General features: G+C 31.9%; 17 protein-coding genes and 1 other RNA gene. 8 read left to right on the top strand and 10 right to left on the bottom strand.

Annotated elements, in window-relative coordinates:
* The first annotated feature begins 162 nt into the window (after nt 1-162).
* From OF897_RS06170 to OF897_RS06160, 3 genes are all read left to right on the top strand, one after another.
* Nucleotides 163-3516 (top strand): T9SS type A sorting domain-containing protein, encoded by a 3354-nt coding sequence (locus OF897_RS06170; protein ID WP_267264814.1) that lies wholly within the window; start codon nt 163-165, stop codon nt 3514-3516.
* A 5-nt stretch (nt 3517-3521) separates the two neighbouring features.
* On the top strand, nt 3522-3848 hold the full coding sequence (locus OF897_RS06165; RefSeq protein ID WP_267264813.1) for a hypothetical protein: 327 nt from the start codon (nt 3522-3524) through the stop codon (nt 3846-3848).
* 222 nt (nt 3849-4070) lie between these two features.
* A complete protein-coding gene (locus OF897_RS06160) occupies nt 4071-4961 on the top strand; it encodes a DUF72 domain-containing protein (protein ID WP_267264812.1) in 891 nt (296 codons plus the stop codon).
* 3 nt (nt 4962-4964) lie between these two features.
* Here the strand turns inward: OF897_RS06160 and OF897_RS06155 are convergent, their stop codons facing one another.
* A complete protein-coding gene (locus OF897_RS06155) occupies nt 4965-5555 on the bottom strand; it encodes a hypothetical protein (protein WP_267264811.1) in 591 nt (196 codons plus the stop codon).
* A gap of 52 nt (nt 5556-5607) precedes the next feature.
* On the opposite strand from OF897_RS06155, the gene OF897_RS06150 reads away from it, so the two are divergent.
* Nucleotides 5608-6849: a hypothetical protein gene (locus tag OF897_RS06150; protein ID WP_267264810.1), complete on the top strand. Its 1242-nt coding sequence runs from the start codon at nt 5608-5610 to the stop codon at nt 6847-6849.
* Here OF897_RS06150 and OF897_RS06145 read toward each other — a convergent pair.
* From OF897_RS06145 to OF897_RS06120, 6 genes are all read right to left on the bottom strand, one after another.
* Nucleotides 6846-7490 carry an HD domain-containing protein gene (locus OF897_RS06145; RefSeq protein ID WP_267264809.1) on the bottom strand — a complete coding sequence of 215 codons (645 nt, stop codon included), beginning with the start codon at nt 7488-7490 and terminating at the stop codon, nt 6846-6848. The genes OF897_RS06150 and OF897_RS06145 overlap by 4 nt on opposite strands.
* Before the next feature lie 103 nt (nt 7491-7593).
* Nucleotides 7594-8430, bottom strand: coding sequence for an alpha/beta hydrolase family protein (locus tag OF897_RS06140; RefSeq protein ID WP_267264808.1), 837 nt, complete (start codon nt 8428-8430; stop codon nt 7594-7596).
* 91 nt (nt 8431-8521) lie between these two features.
* The gene (locus OF897_RS06135; protein WP_267264807.1) at nt 8522-9409 is read right to left on the bottom strand and encodes a ribokinase; all 888 of its coding nucleotides are present in this window, start codon (nt 9407-9409) and stop codon (nt 8522-8524) included.
* Nucleotides 9410-9463: 54 nt separating this feature from the next.
* Nucleotides 9464-10105 carry a DUF4241 domain-containing protein gene (locus OF897_RS06130; protein WP_267264806.1) on the bottom strand — a complete coding sequence of 214 codons (642 nt, stop codon included), beginning with the start codon at nt 10103-10105 and terminating at the stop codon, nt 9464-9466.
* Between the two features lie 101 nt (nt 10106-10206).
* A complete protein-coding gene (locus OF897_RS06125; RefSeq protein ID WP_267264805.1) occupies nt 10207-10518 on the bottom strand; it encodes a hypothetical protein in 312 nt (103 codons plus the stop codon).
* Nucleotides 10518-13220, bottom strand: a complete 2703-nt coding sequence (locus tag OF897_RS06120; protein ID WP_267264804.1) for a valine--tRNA ligase — start codon at nt 13218-13220, stop codon at nt 10518-10520. The genes OF897_RS06125 and OF897_RS06120 overlap by 1 nt, the downstream gene beginning before the upstream one ends.
* A gap of 128 nt (nt 13221-13348) precedes the next feature.
* On the opposite strand from OF897_RS06120, the gene OF897_RS06115 reads away from it, so the two are divergent.
* A complete protein-coding gene (locus tag OF897_RS06115) occupies nt 13349-13804 on the top strand; it encodes a DUF1573 domain-containing protein (protein ID WP_267264803.1) in 456 nt (151 codons plus the stop codon).
* A gap of 149 nt (nt 13805-13953) precedes the next feature.
* Nucleotides 13954-14823 (top strand): polyphosphate kinase 2 family protein, encoded by an 870-nt coding sequence (locus OF897_RS06110; RefSeq protein WP_267264802.1) that lies wholly within the window; start codon nt 13954-13956, stop codon nt 14821-14823.
* Nucleotides 14824-14922: 99 nt separating this feature from the next.
* On the opposite strand, the gene rnpB is transcribed toward OF897_RS06110, so the two are convergent.
* Nucleotides 14923-15250: RNase P RNA component class A (rnpB, locus tag OF897_RS06105), an RNA gene on the bottom strand.
* Nucleotides 15251-15437: 187 nt separating this feature from the next.
* Here rnpB and OF897_RS06100 point away from each other — a divergent pair.
* Nucleotides 15438-15929: an RNA polymerase sigma factor gene (locus OF897_RS06100; RefSeq protein ID WP_034674450.1), complete on the top strand. Its 492-nt coding sequence runs from the start codon at nt 15438-15440 to the stop codon at nt 15927-15929.
* Nucleotides 15922-16596, top strand: a complete 675-nt coding sequence (locus tag OF897_RS06095; RefSeq protein ID WP_267264801.1) for a beta-carotene 15,15'-monooxygenase — start codon at nt 15922-15924, stop codon at nt 16594-16596. The genes OF897_RS06100 and OF897_RS06095 overlap by 8 nt, the downstream gene beginning before the upstream one ends.
* A gap of 61 nt (nt 16597-16657) precedes the next feature.
* Here OF897_RS06095 and rpoN read toward each other — a convergent pair whose 3' ends face one another.
* Both rpoN and OF897_RS06085 read right to left on the bottom strand, forming a co-directional pair.
* The gene (gene rpoN / locus OF897_RS06090; RefSeq protein WP_267264800.1) at nt 16658-18121 is read right to left on the bottom strand and encodes an RNA polymerase factor sigma-54; all 1464 of its coding nucleotides are present in this window, start codon (nt 18119-18121) and stop codon (nt 16658-16660) included.
* Nucleotides 18122-18289: 168 nt separating this feature from the next.
* Complete coding sequence (locus tag OF897_RS06085) at nt 18290-18487, bottom strand: hypothetical protein (RefSeq protein WP_267264799.1); 198 nt, start codon at nt 18485-18487, stop codon at nt 18290-18292.
* Nucleotides 18488-18831: the final 344 nt, after the last annotated feature.

Below are 18831 nucleotides of genomic sequence, written 5' to 3'. Positions count from 1 at the left end.
ACAATTTCACAATAATACAATCATAAATTTTACACTGACAGATGAAATAATCATAAATAAATACAAATCAGTTAATTATTCAGATAAATTTCAATTATTATATTTGCATGGTTAATTTAATTTTCCACTTTAAATTGATACAAAAAACATAAACACAATGCTATGAAAAAGATTTTATTTACTTTTTTTGTAAGCTGCTTTTCTGTGATTTACTCACAAAATTTAGCTTTTACAGATTCTAAATTCAAGGCTTTAATTTTAAGCTCAAACTCAACCAACAACATTGCAAAAGACCTCAATGGAAATTCTGTTGCAATCGACTCAGATGGAGATGGGGAAATTCAGCATTCAGAAGCGCAACAGGTAAAAATTCTTACTGTTAAGCTTCCAACTTTTAATTTAAATTTAGTTCCCAACAGTATTTCTGATGCTACAAAATTCACAAATGTTGAAGAACTATACATTTATCACACAAATGCTGCTGTCTTAAATTATTCGAATAACAGCAAAATCAAAAAGGTGAAATTTACATATAACGGTGATGTAATGCCCACAATGATAAATTATTCTTTTGATAATTGCTCAGGACTACAAAACCTGAATGATGTTATAACTTCTCCGTACACATCATCGTATCCACCCGCAATAAATACAATCCCACAGGTTTTAACTGTTAAAAACTGTTCGCAGGTAAACGGAAATCAAAACATTGCAGGTATTCTTGAAGAAATGTATGTCGAAAACAGTCCCATTGCAAATTTAACCATCAATGTTGGAACAGAATTTAAAAAACTTTCCGTACCTAACTTAGATAGTCTTATCAATATCGAATTGATTAGCGGATTTAATTTCTATCCTTGGCAAGGAGTGGAACTAATTGCAAATAACTGCAACAATCTTCAGCAAATAATTACTTCCGGGGATTATTATAATAATTTCATGGTTTTTATATCATCAATTAATGTTAATGGATGTTCAAATCTAAAAAAACTGAAAGGATTAAATTACCCAAATATAGATCTCTCCAACTCCGGATTAATCAATCTTGAGGAATTAGACTGCGCATATTATAATCGTTATGGATATACAGGAAGTTATGGCGGATATGCTACATTAGGAAATGTGAATTCTATAAACCTTACCGGACTTCCAAAATTGAAAAAATTTTTAGCTTATAATCAGCCTATGAATACTATAAATTTTGCTTCCTCTCCTTTGCTGGAAGAAGTAGATGTAGTAAATTCTATATGTTTTATGAACAACTTTGATATCAGTAATTTATCTAATCTAATCACTTTAAGAGCATATAGAGGAGCCATTAATGACAACAGCGTTCCTATTAACCTTCAACAAATTAATGCTCAAAACTGTACTTCTCTTACTAATTTGAATATTTCCGGTAATTATAATCTAACAACTTTGAATCTCAAAAACTGTTCAAGTCTTGGGAGTTTGACACTTCCGAATAATTTTCAAGCTTACGACAGTTTACAATATTTAACCAGTTTGAATCTTGAACAATGTACTTCGATTGAAGAACTTAGTATTTCACACACTAAAATTAATTCTCTTAATACCTCAGATTGTAGCGTACTTAAAAGTCTTAATTTACTAGGTAATCAAGAATTAAGTCAACTTAATATTTCTAACAATATAGCTTTGGAAAGTTTATTTTTTGACCAACTACCTTCATTAACACAGTTAAATACTACCAATAATGTCAATTTAAAAACATTAGATTTTAATAATTGTCCATTAATTTCTCAATTAGATTTTTCAAATTCTCCCAATTTAGAAGGAATTTCTTTATGGAATATGATAAATCTTACTTCTTTAAATATCAAAAATAACTCTATTGAACAAGGTGTTGAGTTTAATAATTACAATAACAATTTATCAGTTTGCGTAGATGATGCCCAACTGAATGATATGCAAATTATTTATCCTGATATAAATTTCTCAAGTAATTGCAGCAATCTTCTCACTACGGTTTGGAATGGAACATCATGGAATAACGGAACTCCTTCAGCAAGTATAAATGCAATCATCGATGCACCCTATTCAACAACTTCAAACCCATCATTTACAGCTAAAAACATTACTATTAATAAGGATGCCGTTTTAGAAATAACTTCTGGGAATACAATTAATGCAGTTGACGTAACAATAAAAAACAATGGAAATTTTATTCAGAGAGATGGTTCTGGCTTAAATTACACAGGATTATTCAGCGTTAAAAAAATCGGAACAAGTGAGGTGGGCAAATATGCATTTTGGTCTTCACCAGTAGCGTCTCAAAATCTAAATAATATTTACGGAAGCGGAAATGTACCAGAATTCATCACAGAATACAATACTGCCACAGATAACTTTATAAGTGCAGCTTCTACAACATCTTTATTTGGTAAAGGATATTCTATTAAAACACCATTACCAACTTACCTAAATTCTTTAGTGATATTTGATGGAGTTCCCAACAACGGAACACAGACTTTTACTATGTCAACAACAGGAAATGGCTTCAACTTAATCGGAAATCCTTATCCTTCAAATCTTGATTTGGTAGCATTTTACAATGCAAACTTGGGAAGAATTTCAAACACTTTCTATTTCTGGGATAATACAAGCAACAGTGTAACGGTTCAAGGGGGAGCAACAACTTCAAATGTAGGTTATGCTACTTATAATCCGGCTTCTCAGATTTGGTCTCCGGCTCCAAATATTACTGTAATTCCTACAGAAAACAGTGTGAAAATCGGACAAGGATTTATCGTAAAAGCAAACAATCCAACAGATAATTCATTAAGTTTCAACAATAGTATGAGAGTAGCTACTCCATCAGCTTTCTACAATAAAAACAATTCTGCAACAGAAGGAAAATTTTGGTTAAGATTAAATTCTTCCTATAATACCAACAATACTTTTGCAGTTGCATATTTAGATGACGCTTCAAATACCGTTGATCAATATGATTCTAAAGCAATAGGAACTGGTTCTGATGCTTTCCATACTTTGGCAAGTGCTCAAAAATTGATTATTCAGGGTAGAGAATCATTCAACATCAACGATGTAGTTCCAGTGGGAACAAAACATTTCCAAAACGGAGACTTCACGATATCTTTAGTTCAGAAGAACGGAATTTTCAATAACGGACAGGCTATATATCTTCATGATAAAGTAACAGGAATCTACACTAATCTTCAGAATAATTCTTATTCGTTCACTGCTAATTCAGGAGAAGTTTCAAACAGATTTGAGATTGTTTACAAACTGGAAACATTATCTACTTCTGAAATAGAAAAAAATTCTTTCGAGATTTATAGAAACGGGGAAGATTTCTTTGTGAGAAACGATAAAAACATTGATAATGTGATTGTCTTCGATGCATCAGGAAGAAAAATTCAAACCATTCAGGGAGGATTGAAGGAAGTAAAAATAACTTTGAGTCTCAACGGAGTTTACCTTGTCAAAGCAACATCAGAAGGCAAAGAATACACGAAAAAAATAATAAAATAAGAATTATGAAATCACTATTAAATGGTAATGCAAAATTCTTATCAAGTTTTGCAATGATATCTTACCATAAAAATTCAATTTTAAAAAAAATAATATTGATTGGTTTATTTGTTCTTTCGAATTTTGTAATAGCACAGAATGTTTCGGACAATCAATATGTATATGAGAGTAGTGATGAAGTTTCTGGAGACGAAACCTTTCCAGGAAATCCAGGAGATCCCAAACCTGTACCAATTGACAATTACATTCCTATACTTTTTATAATTGGAGTTACAATTGTAGTGGGCTATTCAATGAAAAAGAAAGCAAACGCAGAAATTAATACTCATTAAGATTAAACCAAATTAACCACAAGTATATCAAAGCTGTTTCATTCATAATGAAGCAGCTTTTTTTGTCTTTATCATTAAGAAATTTTCAAACAAAGTAAATTAAAAACTGTTGTTTAGAATAATTGGAACTAAATTAATTGACATCAATAATTTTTCAAAAAAAGTTCAAAATTATATACTTATCTCTATATTTGTTTTAAGTTAATTCCAAAAAATTTACAAATGAAATTCGGACAAGTAGAAGACCCTTCAAAAATAGATTTTACGCTACCAAAAGATCATTCAAGAACGAAAGAAATTTTAAAACAAAACAAAAAAGGACTTGAAAATATCTCTATTGGCTGTGCAAAATGGAATAAAACAGATTTGAAAGGCTTTTATCCGAAAGGAACAAAAGACGAATTAACCTATTATGCAACACAGTTCAATTCAATCGAATTAAACGCTACATTTTACTCTTTGCCAAGCTCTGAACAGGTTTTGACTTGGAAAGAAAAAACTCCGGCAGATTTTAAATTTTTCCCGAAAATCACCAATACGGTTTCTCATTTTCGAAGACTTTTGAATATTGATGATGTCGTAACGCAATTTGCAACGGCGGTTTTAAATTTTGATGAAAAACTGGGAATGGTTTTCCTTCAACTCCATGATAATTTTAAACCTAAAGATTATGAAAGATTGGAACAGTTCGTCAATAAATGGCCAAAAGAAGTTCCTTTAGCAATTGAACTCAGAAATACGGAATGGTTTACCGATGAAGAGATTTTAGATAAAACCTGCCAACTTTTTGAACAGAATAACATCACCAACATTATCGTAGATACTGCTGGAAGACGAGATATGCTTCACATGAGACTCACAACTCCGAATGCTTTCATCAGATATGTTGGAGCCAATGCAGAAAGTGATTACGAAAGACTAAACGATTGGTTAAACCATCTTACAACATGGAAAAAAGAAGGTTTACAAAATCTTTATTTTTTCGTTCACCAAAATATTGAAAAAGCATCGCCACTTCTTTCAGCGTATTTTATCGAAAATTTAAATAAAGAATGGAAAACTGATCTTCCAATTCCTAAAATGGGACAGGAAAATATGCCAAGTTTGTTCTAAATATTATTTCTTTCTGACTAATAGAACAAAATTCAGGAACAGTAAAAGAAAACAAAGCGTTACCCAGATTCCCATCAACATATTTTGATAATTGTCTTCCTCAATTTCCTTTTTGGCAATTGCGGAAAGTTTTTCGCTTTGATTGATATAATTTTGAACTTCAATCATCTGATCCATATTTTTATTTGGAACAGAATGTTGAGAAAAGTAAACGAGATTTTTTTTACCTAAATATCCTGCAATCCAATATTCATCAGATTTATTCATTTTCAGATACTCAATTCTGTAATATTCAGGACGAATTTTTCCAATATGCTTGGTTTCTAAAGGCGTATTTTTATCTAAATTATTGGTGTTAATCACATAAAAATCCAGCGGTTGTGGAAGTTTATTTATCACCTGCAACGACAATGAATCATTAACAATTCTAACCGCCGATTTTTGGATAAACCAATAGGTAAAAACAGAAACCGCAAAAACCACACTCGCAATCCTGAAAAGTTTCGCCAACTGACCCAACTTTCCTTTTTTCAGTTTTGAGAAAAAAAGTGAGATAACAAGTGACAGAAAAATAACAAAAATGATAAATCCCATATCGCAAAGATACTTATTTATGTATATTTGAGGATTAATTAAATAAATAACTATGAAAGGAATTATTTTAGGAAGTTTTCTTGTATCGTTCTTGCAGATTAACGGACAAATAAAGTACCAAAAAGGCTATATCACTGACTTTAATAGCGTTAAAACTGAAGTATTAATAAAGAATTTAGATTGGTTCAATTCTCCTACAACTTTTACATATAAAAAAAATGAAAATTCTACCGAGCAACAAGGAAGCAGTTCCCTAACAAAGGAATTTGAAATCTATGACAGCGGTAGATATGTTGCATACAACGGATGGGTAGATTTATCTTCAGATGATATATCTAGCCTCTCGGAAAAATCTGAGCCTGTTTATCAAAATGCGTCAGCTTTTTTGAAGCAATTAGTAGAAGGAAACATCAACTTATTCCAATATAAAGCCAATAATACGGTAAAATATTTTTTCTCTACTAGCGAAAAAAACACTATATCACCTCTTATTTACAAAAGGTATCATCCTGATGGCGATGAATCTAAAATAGCTGTAAACAACAGTTACATAAACCAACTAAGCGAAATATTTTCTGATAATCAGAATGTATATAAATTATTAAAAAAAACAGAATACAAAGAAGATGATTTAGTAAAAGTATTTTCATTGTATAATGGTGAATCTAATCAAGATCTTACCGCGAAAGATAACAACAAAACAGTTAAATTTAATCTTCATATAAGACCTGGAGTCAATTTTTATTCAACAAATGTTTTCACAAATCTAGGTGAGCAATCTCTTCCTCAAAAAACCAATTACAGAATAGGAGTTGAAGCAGAAATTTTACTTCCGATAAATAAAAATAAATGGAGTATATTATTTGAGCCATCTTATTCCATCTACTCTAATTCACAAATTATAGAATCCACAAGCAACTCGTTTTATACTTTAAGACTAGAAAATCTTTCTTTTATCGATGTCAAAATTGGTGTAAGACATCACATGTATTTAAATGAAAATTCAAAATTCTTTGTAAATGCAAGCCTAAATGCATTAAGACTAAAAACAAGCAGTGCAAAATCACTAGATGTGGATTTCAAAGACGAATATCGTGATATAGTTTTGGCAGAGCTACTATTTGAAAGTCCAAAACCACTTAGCAATTTTTCTTTAGGTGCAGGCTATACTTATAACAATAAATATTCTGTAGAAATACAATACAATAACCCAGGACAACTATTCCCTTCTGGTGTTAATCATAGTTTTAAAGTAGGATATACATCTTTAATAATTGGTTATAATTTATTCTAATCTACATTCCATTCTTTCAAAAACTGGTCGAGGAAAGTCAGCATAAACTGATGCCTTTCTTCGGCTATTTTTTTGCCTTCATTGGTATTCATCAAATCTTTCAACAGCAACAATTTTTCGTAGAAATGATTAATGGTCGTTCCGTTTGATTTTTTGTATTCTTCCTTCGACATATTCAGTTTTGGTTGAATATCGGGATGATACATCAAATTATTTTTAAAACCTCCAAAATTGAATGTTCTTGCCACTCCAATTGCACCAATTGCATCAATTCTATCAGCATCCTGAACGATTTTTAATTCAATAGGTAAATCTTTTGGAGCTTCTCCTCTATTTTTAAATGAAATATTCTGAATTACAAATAAAACTTGCAGAATAATTTCTTCGTCAACATTCTGATTTTCTAAAAATTCTCTTGAAATTTTTAAAGCTAAAGTCTCATCTCCATTATGAAATTTCGGATCTGCGATATCGTGTAACAAAGCTGAAAGTTCTACAACTTCAAGGTCACAGTCTTCAGTCTGAGCAATTTTTTTAGAAAGTTTCCAGACTCTTTCGATGTGAAACCAATCGTGCCCTGCTTCAGCGCCTTCTAGTTTTTCTTTTACAAATTGTATTGTGTTTTGAATTATGTTGTTCATTTTTGAATTTAATTTTTTTGTATAAATATTTAGACCACCCCGTCAAAAATTCCTTTGGAATTTTCGCCCCCCTCCAATGGAGGGGAATATTTATCGCTTAATATCAAATCGTATTTAAAACAATATCCCAAAGTTTGTTATTATAACTTCTAAAGAAATTGATGTGACCGATTTCTCCTTTTTCAGATTCTGAAGTTTTCAAGAACCTGTAATCTGGTTTTAGATTAGGGTAAGTTTCGTTGAGAAGACTTTTCACTCCTTTTTCGGTTAACCAAACATCATCTTCAGCGTATAAAACCAATACTTTTTGGTTTAAATCTTTAGAATAATCTGTTGTTTTAAGCAATAATTTTCCAGTGGATTTCCTGTTCAAAATTAAGGTTCTCCAGTCATAAGCGCAATTTTTCGGAAGACTTTCTCCCAATCCGAACCAATTCGCTGGAAAATAACCAAATAACTCTGTGAAAAACGGCTGAGCAAATCCGAAACCGAAAAAAGCTTCCAGTTTTGTCTTCCATTTTAGGTTTCCAATATATGCATTTTGGGTAGCAACGAAGATAAATTTCTCAAAAATTTTAGAATTCTCATTCATTCCTATAATTAAAGCACCAACAGAATGTCCCAAGCAAAATTTCTGATGATCAGGAAAATTTTCAATAATAAATTCTGTAACCGTTTTAAAATCTTCATTCCCCCAGATTCGCATAGAAGCTTTAAAATTTCTCATTTTCTCGGGTTTTGAAAGCCCGATTCCGCGATAATCGTAAGTGATGACAGTAAATCCTTTTTCAGTAAAAAACTGTGCAAAAGAAAAGTAAACCTGTTGTTTTACACCCGTTGCTGAATTGATCAGAATGATTTTCCTGTTAGATTTTTCAGGCTTAAATAAATGTCCAACAATTTGAGTTTTATCTTTTGTAGTCAGTGTAAGTTTTTCCATCGATTAGAAATAAAAAATCCACATCAAATGTGGACTTTTTAGTATTATAAATCTTTATTTTAAAGACTTTTCAATATGCATTAAATAAAGTTTAAATCAAATCTTTAAGATAAGGAAGTGCAGATTGCGCACCTTTTCCTGTAGAAACTTTTGAAGAAACAATATTCCCAAATTTCACGCAGTCTTCAATTGTATTTTGATGACACAAAGCGACTGCAAAACCTGAAGTAAAAGCGTCTCCCATTCCCATTTTGTAGACCATGCTTTCATTTTCGTTACGGAAATATTTCATTTCTGTTCCGTCAAAATAAATAGTAGAATTTGTTTCGTCTCTTACAAAAAGTTTGTTGAAATATTTTTTTAGAATTTCTTCTCTTTTATCTTCTCCGAAAATGATAGAAAGTTCATTACTTTTGGCAATAATAAAATCAACCTGATCAAGAATTTCTTCATTAAGTTTTTTACCCGGCGAAGCATATAAACCGACCATTTTACCTAAATCTTTTGCTTTTTTCACAGTATATTCTACCACTTCCATCGGAATTTCCAATTGTAAAAGAATAAGATCCGAACTATGAATGTACTTTTCGGCATCATTGATTTGTTTTACAGTAAGCATTTTGTTGGCTGCAGGATCTACAACGATCGAAAAATCTCCGTCACAGCTTGTCACATAAGCAATTCCTGTTGACTCTTGATCTGTTTCGTATACAAAACCAACATTAACGTTTTCTGTAACCAGATTTCGCATAATTTGCTGTCCTAAAGGATCGAAACCAACACAGCCTATAAAGTAAACACTCGCTCCCAATCTTGCCGTACCAACTGCTTGATTTGCACCTTTTCCACCAAAAAAATTTTCAGAATGTTTTGCCATTACCGTTTCATTGCACAACGGGATTTTGTCAGTATACAATACCAAATCCAGCGAACAACTGCCTACAACTACAATTTTTGGATGCTCTGAAGAAAAGTTCATAATTTTAATCTTAGTCTTGTAAATTAAAAACTAAGGCTTTAAAAGTAAGCAATTTTAGTTCACCAATATCTCAATAAATTCAGTAATAATTTTTACCGGATTATTTTCATTATCAAAACCAATATAACTTGCGTAAAAACCTTCTCCGTAACCGGTTTCGAAAGCGAAAATATTTCCGGGATTTTCTTCAGTTGGTTTCAAAAATGAGAACTGATCAATTGCTCCGTTCTCATCAAAGAAATGTTCATGAAAAAACTCTTCGTAAATTCCCATAAAATCATCCCCTTTTCTCTGAAAAAGTTTTTGCTCTAAAAGATTTAACTGTTCCTGAGTCTGAACGTCCATAAAACAGCCCATTCCGCTTTCTACAGGATAACCGTAAACTTCGCCTTCAGCAAGATCTTTAATATTTTGTTCTTTTGTTGTCGCTAATTTCCATGAAGCAATTTTTGAATTACTAAAGATAATCTCAGCATACGCAACACAGTTACTTTCTCTTTCTTTATGAAGTAAAACCTGAAAATCTCCTTTTGGAAATTCAGTAGAAAACGGCTGCATATCGTTTGTAATCAAAGGATCACAAGCAACCAGTTTTCCGGTCGAAAGATATATTTTTCCGACTTCAAAACTTTCCAACAACGGACTTTCAACAAAGTCTTTTGAGAAAAGTTTTTGTATATTTTCTAAGTGTGTCATTATTTTTTTGATGGTTGTTTGATGATAGAAGCTGGATGTTTGATTAGACTTTAAAAATTATCCCATATCCAGCTTCTGGCATCCTACAATTTTTTCAATTTCTATTCACCACCTAAAGTGATGTATACATTTTCAGTTTCTACATTTTGACAAAATAAAATATCATTCATTTCATCCTCTAAACTCTCTATTACTATTAATTGATAAGTTTTAAGATCATTAGCAACTTCAATATTTTCAAGTGAAGAAATTTTCGCAGATATTACTAGACTGGAGTTTAAAACAATATTAATATAATTATTTTCACTTAAACTTCCCTCCAACAATTCTCCAATTAGATAAAACTCTTTTTTTCTTCTTATTGTAAAACTACTTATTACCCTAAAAGTCCCAACTTTATCTTTAAAGTTCATTATAAACTCTTTAATTTCTCTTCTAAAATTGCAATTTTATCTTGAGCGTCTTTTTGTTTTTTACGCTCAGATTCTACAACTTCAGGTTTTGCGTTGGCAACAAACTTTTCGTTAGAAAGTTTTTTATCCACAGAAATTAAAAATCCTTTTAGATATTTTATTTCTTCTTCAGTTTTCGTTTTTTCTTCTCCTAAATCTAAGTTTTCACTCAAAGGAATTGAAACTTCTGTCGAACCAATCAAAAATGTAAAGCTTGGCTTATCTGTTTTTGTATCGAAGTGAATTTCTGAAACGTTGGCAAGTTTTCTGATAACAGATTCGTTCGCTAACTCTGAAGCATTAGTGTAAATTTCAGCTGCTTCTTTTGGTGAAATACCTTTTGTCTGGCGATAATTTCTAACTCCAGAAATGAATTCCTGAGCTGTTTCAAATTTCTTAATGATATCTTCATTAAATGCTTCTGCTTTCTTTTGCTGAGAAATCATTAAAGCATCTTCTATATTTCTTTCCGAAATAGTCTGCCACAGTTCCTCCGTCAAGAAAGGCATAAACGGATGAAGTAGCTTCATTAATTCTTCAAATAAATAAATCGTTTTTGTATAAACTTCTTTAGAAATACCTTCCCCATAATTAGGTTTGATTGCTTCCAGATACCAACCACAGAAATCATCTTTAACTAATTTTTGAAGTAAATTTAAAGCGTCAGAAATTCTAAATTTACTGAATTGATCGTTAACTTCAGCAATCGTTTTATTCAACTGATTTTCGAACCATTCTATTGTCTGAATTTCAGTTTGATTGGCTGGTTTATCTTCATGATTCCACATATTTATCAAACGGAAAGCATTCCAGATTTTTGTTCCAAAATTTCTTCCCAAATCACAAAGCGGCGAAGTGTAAATTGCTTCTTTACCTTCCTCCATTCTTTGTTTTACCTGCTTTTCAGTTAAAACATTTCCATCTTCATCAATCTGCTCAGAATCGAACTTCAAATCATTTCCGGCTGCAGAACTCATCATAATGCCTACTCTCACTGCATCAGCTCCGTAACGTTCGATCAAATCTAGCGGATCCGGTGAATTCCCAAGAGATTTAGACATTTTTCTGCCAATTTTATCTCTTACAATCCCAGTAAAATAAACATTTTTGAATGGAACTTCTTTTCTGTATTCCAATCCTGCCATGATCATTCTGGCAACCCAGAAGAAAATGATATCCGGACCTGTTACCAAATCTGAAGTTGGATAATAATAATTGATATCCTTATTTTCAGGATTATTCAAACCATCAAAAACCGACATTGGCCACAACCAAGATGAGAACCATGTATCAAGAGCGTCTTCGTCTTGTTTTAGGTTGTCGGTTGTTAGTTGATCGTTGCTTGTTTTTTGTTTTGCTAAAACTAAAGCTTCTTCGATATTTTCTGCAACTACGAAATCATTTTCGCCGTCACCATAATAGAAAGCAGGAATTTGCTGTCCCCACCAAAGCTGACGGGAGATATTCCAGTCGCGGATGTTTTCCATCCAATATTTGTAGGTATTTTTAAATTTTTCAGGATAGAATTTTACTTCATCATCCATTACGACATCCAAAGCTGGTTTTGCAATTTCAGACATCTTTAAAAACCACTGTACAGAAACTTTAGGCTCGATAACTGCACCTGTTCTTTCTGAAGTCCCTACTTTATTTACATAATCTTCTGCTTTCAACAAAAGATCTTTTTCTTCTAATTCTTTTGCGATTTGTTTTCTTACATCAAATCTATTTTTCCCGGCATAATGTTGTCCGTGATCATTTAAATTTCCGTCATCGTCTAAAGAATCAATCATTTGAAGATTGTGCTTTTTTCCGATTTCGTAATCATTAATGTCATGAGCCGGCGTAATTTTTAAAGCTCCAGTTCCGAATTCTATATCAACATATTCATCTTCAATGATCGGAACCACTCTGTTTACGATCGGTACAATTACTTTTTTACCTTTCAAATGAGCATATCTTTCATCATTAGGATTGATACAAACAGCAGTGTCCCCAAAAATAGTTTCAGGACGCGTTGTAGCAACCGAAAGAAACTCTTCTGTACCTTCGATCTTATATTTTAGGAAATATAATTTTCCGTTTTGTTCTTTAAAGATTACTTCTTCATCAGAAATATTGGTCTTCGCTTCCGGATCCCAGTTTACCATTCGGTAACCACGATAAATCAATCCTTTATTATATAGATCAACAAAAGATTTGATTACCTGACTCGAAAGTTTAGGTTCCATAGTAAAACTCGTTCTGTCCCAATCGCAAGAACAACCTAATTTTTTCAACTGCTCAAGGATGGTTCCTCCGTATTTATCGGTCCAATCCCATGCATGTTTTAAGAATTCTTCTCTTGTAATATCAGATTTATTAATTCCTTCAGATTTCAGTTTAGCAACAACTTTCGCTTCCGTAGCAATTGAAGCGTGATCTGTTCCCGGAACCCAACAAGCATTAAAGCCCTGCATTCTTGCACGACGAACCAAAACATCCTGAATGGTATTATTCAACATATGCCCCATGTGAAGAATCCCTGTGACGTTTGGTGGCGGAATTACAATCGTATAAGGTGGCTTCTCGTTGGGTTCTGAGTGGAAATATTTGTTTTCCAGCCAGTAATTGTACCATTTCTGTTCTGTTTCCTGTGGATTATACTTTTCTGAAATCTGCATAAATTCTGGTTTCTTTAACTTATAATTTGCAAAAATAGTTTAAAGTAAAAAAATGTAAGCATTAATTAAAATAATTTTTAACTTTGTTTCTCAAAATTTATCTAACAAACATATTAACATTCAAGAATATGAAAAATTTATTTGCAGGAATTGCATTATTCGGAACATTTGCATTAGCAACTGCACAGACAATTACATTCGACAGAACTACTTATGAATACGGTACAATTAAGCCAAATGCTGATGGTACACGATTCTTCACAGTAACAAATACAGGTGATAAGCCTTTGATTCTTTCAAACGTAAAGCCATCTTGTGGATGTACAACTCCTGAATTTAGCCAAGATCCAATTGCACCAGGTAAATCTGCTAAAATTAAAGTTGGATACAACACAGCTAGCCCTGGAGCATTCAACAAAATGATTGAAGTATTTTCTAATGACCCGGTAAACAGCAGAAGCGTAATCTACATTAAAGGTGATGTAAACGCAAATGCTCCAGAACCAAAGCCATTAACTGCTGCAGAACAAAAAGCAAAAGCAAAAGCTGACAAAAAAGCGGCTAAAATTGCAGCTAAAAAATAATTTTTACTCAAAAAAATTCTTAAACCGTTTCACTCGAGGCGGTTTTTTTGTTACATTTATGTTTGAATAGTTGATGGCTTTTAGATTTTGGTTGATGGAATCTACTAAACATAAAAAATTTAATTCTAAACTTTAAATATTTTAAAAACATGAATAATAATTTCTCAGACGATTTTTTAATTAAAGATAAATTTTCAATAAAAAAAACTTCAACAGAATATAAAGGAAAACTGACTAAAGAAGAAGGTGTACAAATATTAATTCAGGAAAAAGAAAAACTTCGTGAACTACAGGAAAAATTGTATGCCGATGGAAGTAAATCTCTTTTGGTTGTACTTCAGGCAATGGATGCAGCCGGAAAAGACAGTTTAATAGAGCATGTTTTTGGTGGAGTAAATCCGCAAGGGTGTAATGTGACAAGTTTTAAAACACCAAGCTCAAAAGAATATGCTCATGATTTTCTTTGGAGACATTATTTGGCTTTACCCCAAAAAGGAATGATTGGAATTTTCAACCGTTCTCATTATGAAAGTGTTTTGGTTTGTAAAGTGCATCCTGAATATAATTTAAGCGAGAAAACCTGGGATTCTGTAAAAGATTTCGATAAGAAATTCTGGGAAAACAGATATGAAAGTATAAGAAGTTTCGAAAAACATTTAGCCAATAACGGAACAACTATTGTCAAAATATTTCTTCACGTTTCAAAAGACGAACAAAAGAAAAGATTATTAGACAGAATCAACGAACAGGAAAAAAACTGGAAATTTTCTGCAGCCGATCTTCCTGAAAGAGCTTTATTTGATCAGTATATGGATTGTTATGAAACAGCAATTAATGAAACTTCAAAAGATGAAGCGCCTTGGTATGTAATTCCAGCTGATAACAAATGGTTTGCAAGACTTTCAGCAATACAGATTATCATTGATACTTTAGAAAAAATGGATTTGAAATTCCCACAACTTTCAAAAGAAGACAAAGCGGGTTTGGATGAGGCTAAAAAGCAGTTAGAAAACGAATAAGAGAGCCTAATAAGAAATAAACATTGCCACAAATGCACGAATCAATTTAAAGAAAAAATTCTGAAAAATATTCATGCATTCGTAGCAATTTTAACAAAAATCACGAGAAAATCTGTAAGCCGGATTTTGTATCCCGAAAAGTCGGGATGCCTGTTATTTATCTACGCTTTACATTGCTGCAAAACTTGAGCTGATTACCCCTCGGCTTTCAGGACGAGCAGCCCCTATTTTCATTACTGAAAAGAACCGATATACTTATCATTGCACCGCAAAGAGTTTACCTGGTTTCACTACAGCCGAACTGTACCTGCTTTCTGTTGCACTTGTCCTATCCTCACGGATGACGGATGTTATCCGCTTTACTGCTCTATGGTGTCCGGACTTTCCTACCCTTACCGAAATAAGAATCAACAAGCCGACTTTCTCGTGGCTGCAAAGATATGTAAAATGCGAATAGTAATTCACATTTTGTGAATGATGAACAGTCAATTCACTTCGTTGTCAATTTTTTGAAACTTTTTAATTAAATTAAAACATAAAATTTACAATTCACTTACGAAGTAAAATTCACAATTGACTAATAATTATTATCTTCGTGCCGTTATACATTTATTTTGATTTCTAAAGAAAAAGAGTTTGCGCAGCTTGTGAAAGATAATCAGGGATTGATTATTAAGGTTTCGCGTCTGTATACCAATTCTCTGGAAGACGAAGAAGATCTTTTTCAGGAAATTGTTTTACAGCTTTGGCGAAGCTATGATTCTTTTAAAGGAAATTCAAAAATTTCTACTTGGATGTATCGTGTTGCTCTCAACACGGCAATCACTCTTTTCAGAAAAAAAAGTAAAAGTTTACAAACCAATGAGCTCGACATCAATCACAGAGATTTTATTGAAGATGATGATGACAAACAGCAGCAAATTTCACTTCTTTACACCGTAATCAAGACTTTACCAAATGTAGAAAGAGCAATTGTGATGATGTATCTTGACGATTTGCCTTATAAAGATATTGCAGAAAATTTAGGTATTACCGAGGTAAATGCGCGCGTGAAAATGAACAGATTAAAGAAAATCCTTAAAGAAAAAATGGAAAAACATGCCTGAATTTGATTTAGACAGCTTTAAGAAAACTTGGCAGGAACAACCTGTTCAACCAAAATATGACAATAATGAGATTCTGAAAATGCTCAATAAAAAATCACGTAATTACATGAAATATATTTTCTGGATTAGCGTGGTCGAGTTTTTATTTTTCAGTGTTTTAGGTGTGTTTTATCTAATACAAAGTAACGAATCAGATAGCTTCCTGAATATTTTAGAGAAAATGGGGGTTCAAAAAGATAACCAACTTGTTACTAAACTCGATAATATTTATTTAATTATAAAAATTTTAAGTCTTGTTGTTACGGGATTTTTTGTACTTAAGTTTTACCAAAACTACCGTAAAATTAAAGTCGAAGAAGACCTTAAGTTATTTATCATAAGAATAATTACATTCAAGAAGACCGTAAATGCATTTATCTTAACTAATATCGGATTATTATTAATTCTAATAACTGCATTAATAGGATTTACCTTTTATATCTTAAATGCTCAACACATTGAACTCGACAGTTCATCTTTTACTGGATTTATTGTTGGAATTGTTGTAAGTACAATCTTGTGTGTCATTTTAATTTGGATTTACTATCGTCTAGTTTACGGAATTATCATGAGCAGGCTAGATAAAAATTTAAATCAGTTAAAAGAAATAGAATCTCATGAAAATTAAAAAATATTTAATAATATTTTAGATAAAAAAAGCATTTCAAATTTGAAATGCTTTTCTATTTTTAAAGTTCTTTTCTTAATCTTGCGACCGGAATATTAAGCTGTTCACGATATTTTGCAATCGTTCTTCGAGCAATATTGTAGCCTTGTTCTTTCAAAATAACTACTAAAGCATCATCAGTCAAAGGTTTTCTCTTATTTTCCTTACTTATTACTTCCTGAAGGTGATTTTTGATTTCTTTAGTCGAAACTTCTTCACCGTCGTCATTAGTTAAACTGTCAGAAAACAAATCTTTAAGATAAAGGATACCATTTGGTGTATCTGCATATTTACTTTTCACCACTCTTGAAATTGTCGAAATATCAAAACCGGTAATATCCGCAATATCTTTCAGAATCATCGGTTTTAGAGATTTTTCATCACCAGTAATAAAATAGTTATACTGAAATTTCACAATAGCAGTAATCGTCTGAAGCAAAGTGTTCTGCCGTTGATTAATAGCATCAATATACCATTTTGCAGCATCTAATTTTTGCTTAATAAATAAAGCAGCCTGTTTATGCTCGGATGATTTTTTATCGTGAGAATATGTTGTTAAAATATCTTTATATTCCTCAGAAACCCTCAAAGTTGGAGCATTTTTACTATTCAACATAGGAATAACCACCCCATCTTTTACCTGAATAACAAAATCCGGTATAATCTCCTGATTGATAGTAATTGTTTGAGTATCGAAGTTACCGCCAACTTTTGGAGATAATTTTGAAATTTCTTCTAAAGCATCTTTCAAATCTTCTTCCTCAATATCATATTTTTGAATGATCTTGTTGTAATGTTTATTGGTTAGAGCATCAAATTGAAATCTGAGAATATTTGCAGCCAAAGAAACTGCTTTATCAGAGCTCACTTTCTTTTCAATTTGAAGCAAGAGACACTCCTGTAAGCCTCTTGCTCCTACTCCTGAAGGATCTAGTTTTTGGATATAATTTTCAAGAATATCCTCTACTTTTTCTTTCGTTGTATAAATTCCTTGCGAGAAAGCCAAATCGTCTACAATTGCTTTAATTTCTCTTCTTAAATATCCGTCTGTATCTAAATTTCCTATAATATATTCAGCAATTTTTAGATCTTCTTCGTTGATATTTATAAGATTAATTTGCTCCATTAAATAGTCATACAACGACTGTCCTTCTGTAAGCAAACTTTCATTGTCGAAATCCTCATCGTCCGCTGAATAATTACTTGAAGCCGTCTTATAACTAGGCTCATCGTCGTATATATATTCATTGACATCAAAATCTGTTTCGATGCTTTCTGTACCCTCACTTTCATAGTTATCTTCTGAAGAAGAATATTCATCTTCTTTAGATTCATCTTTTGCTACTTCAAGTGCCGGATTTTCTTCAAGTTCCCTTTCAAGTTCCTCCTCAAACTCCAAAGTATGAAGCTGAATCAACTTCATCAGCTGAATTTGCTGTGGAGCAAGTTTCTGTCCTAATTTAAGTTGTAAATGTTGTTTTAGCATATTCTACTTTGTGTTTGTTAATGTAGCATCTACGAATTTAATAATTTTTTTTGACAAAAACATGTTTAGCACGATTTTTGTAGTAATAAATTTAGAAAGCCAATACATTTATGTTTTGGCTTATTTTGTTTAGTAAAATAATTACTGAATTAGACAAAATTAATAAAATTAAAATTTATTAAGGATTTTTAAGAGCATCATCCGGCTATCCTCTACTACTTCTCGCTCCACAGCTTTGCCATCTTCATTATCTATCAACCTTTCCGACTTCCTGATATGGGTTAACCCCCTTTTATTCGGGCCAGGGTTATAGGCATCCAATAGTAATATTTGTCTATCAACTAAAATTAGGATTTCTAAATCCATCTTTTTAGAATTCAATATTTACCATTTTTAAATGTAAAGCTCAAAAATCTCGATTTTAAATCAAATCAATAGTCAAGGTAAAACGTAACAAACACTCCGGAGGAGTGCAACCTTTGTAGAACATTAAAGCATTATTTTCATAAGCTCCGAAGGAGCAATACAACTAACAATTAATAATTAATAATCAACAAAGTTGCTTATTTATTATGCCAAGATAATCTTTCCAAACTTGAAATTCAAATTTCAAACTTCAAACTTCAAATCCTTGCTTATATATCAAAAAAAAACTCCTCGAGTCTTAAAGACTGAGGAGTTTGAAAAAAAACTGGCGGCGACCTACTCTC

This window comes from Chryseobacterium formosum (assembly GCF_026460885.1).
Classification (GTDB): domain Bacteria; phylum Bacteroidota; class Bacteroidia; order Flavobacteriales; family Weeksellaceae; genus Chryseobacterium; species Chryseobacterium formosus.
The sequence above is the reverse complement of the archived record's forward strand: the minus strand, read 5'-3'. Positions and strand labels throughout refer to the sequence as shown.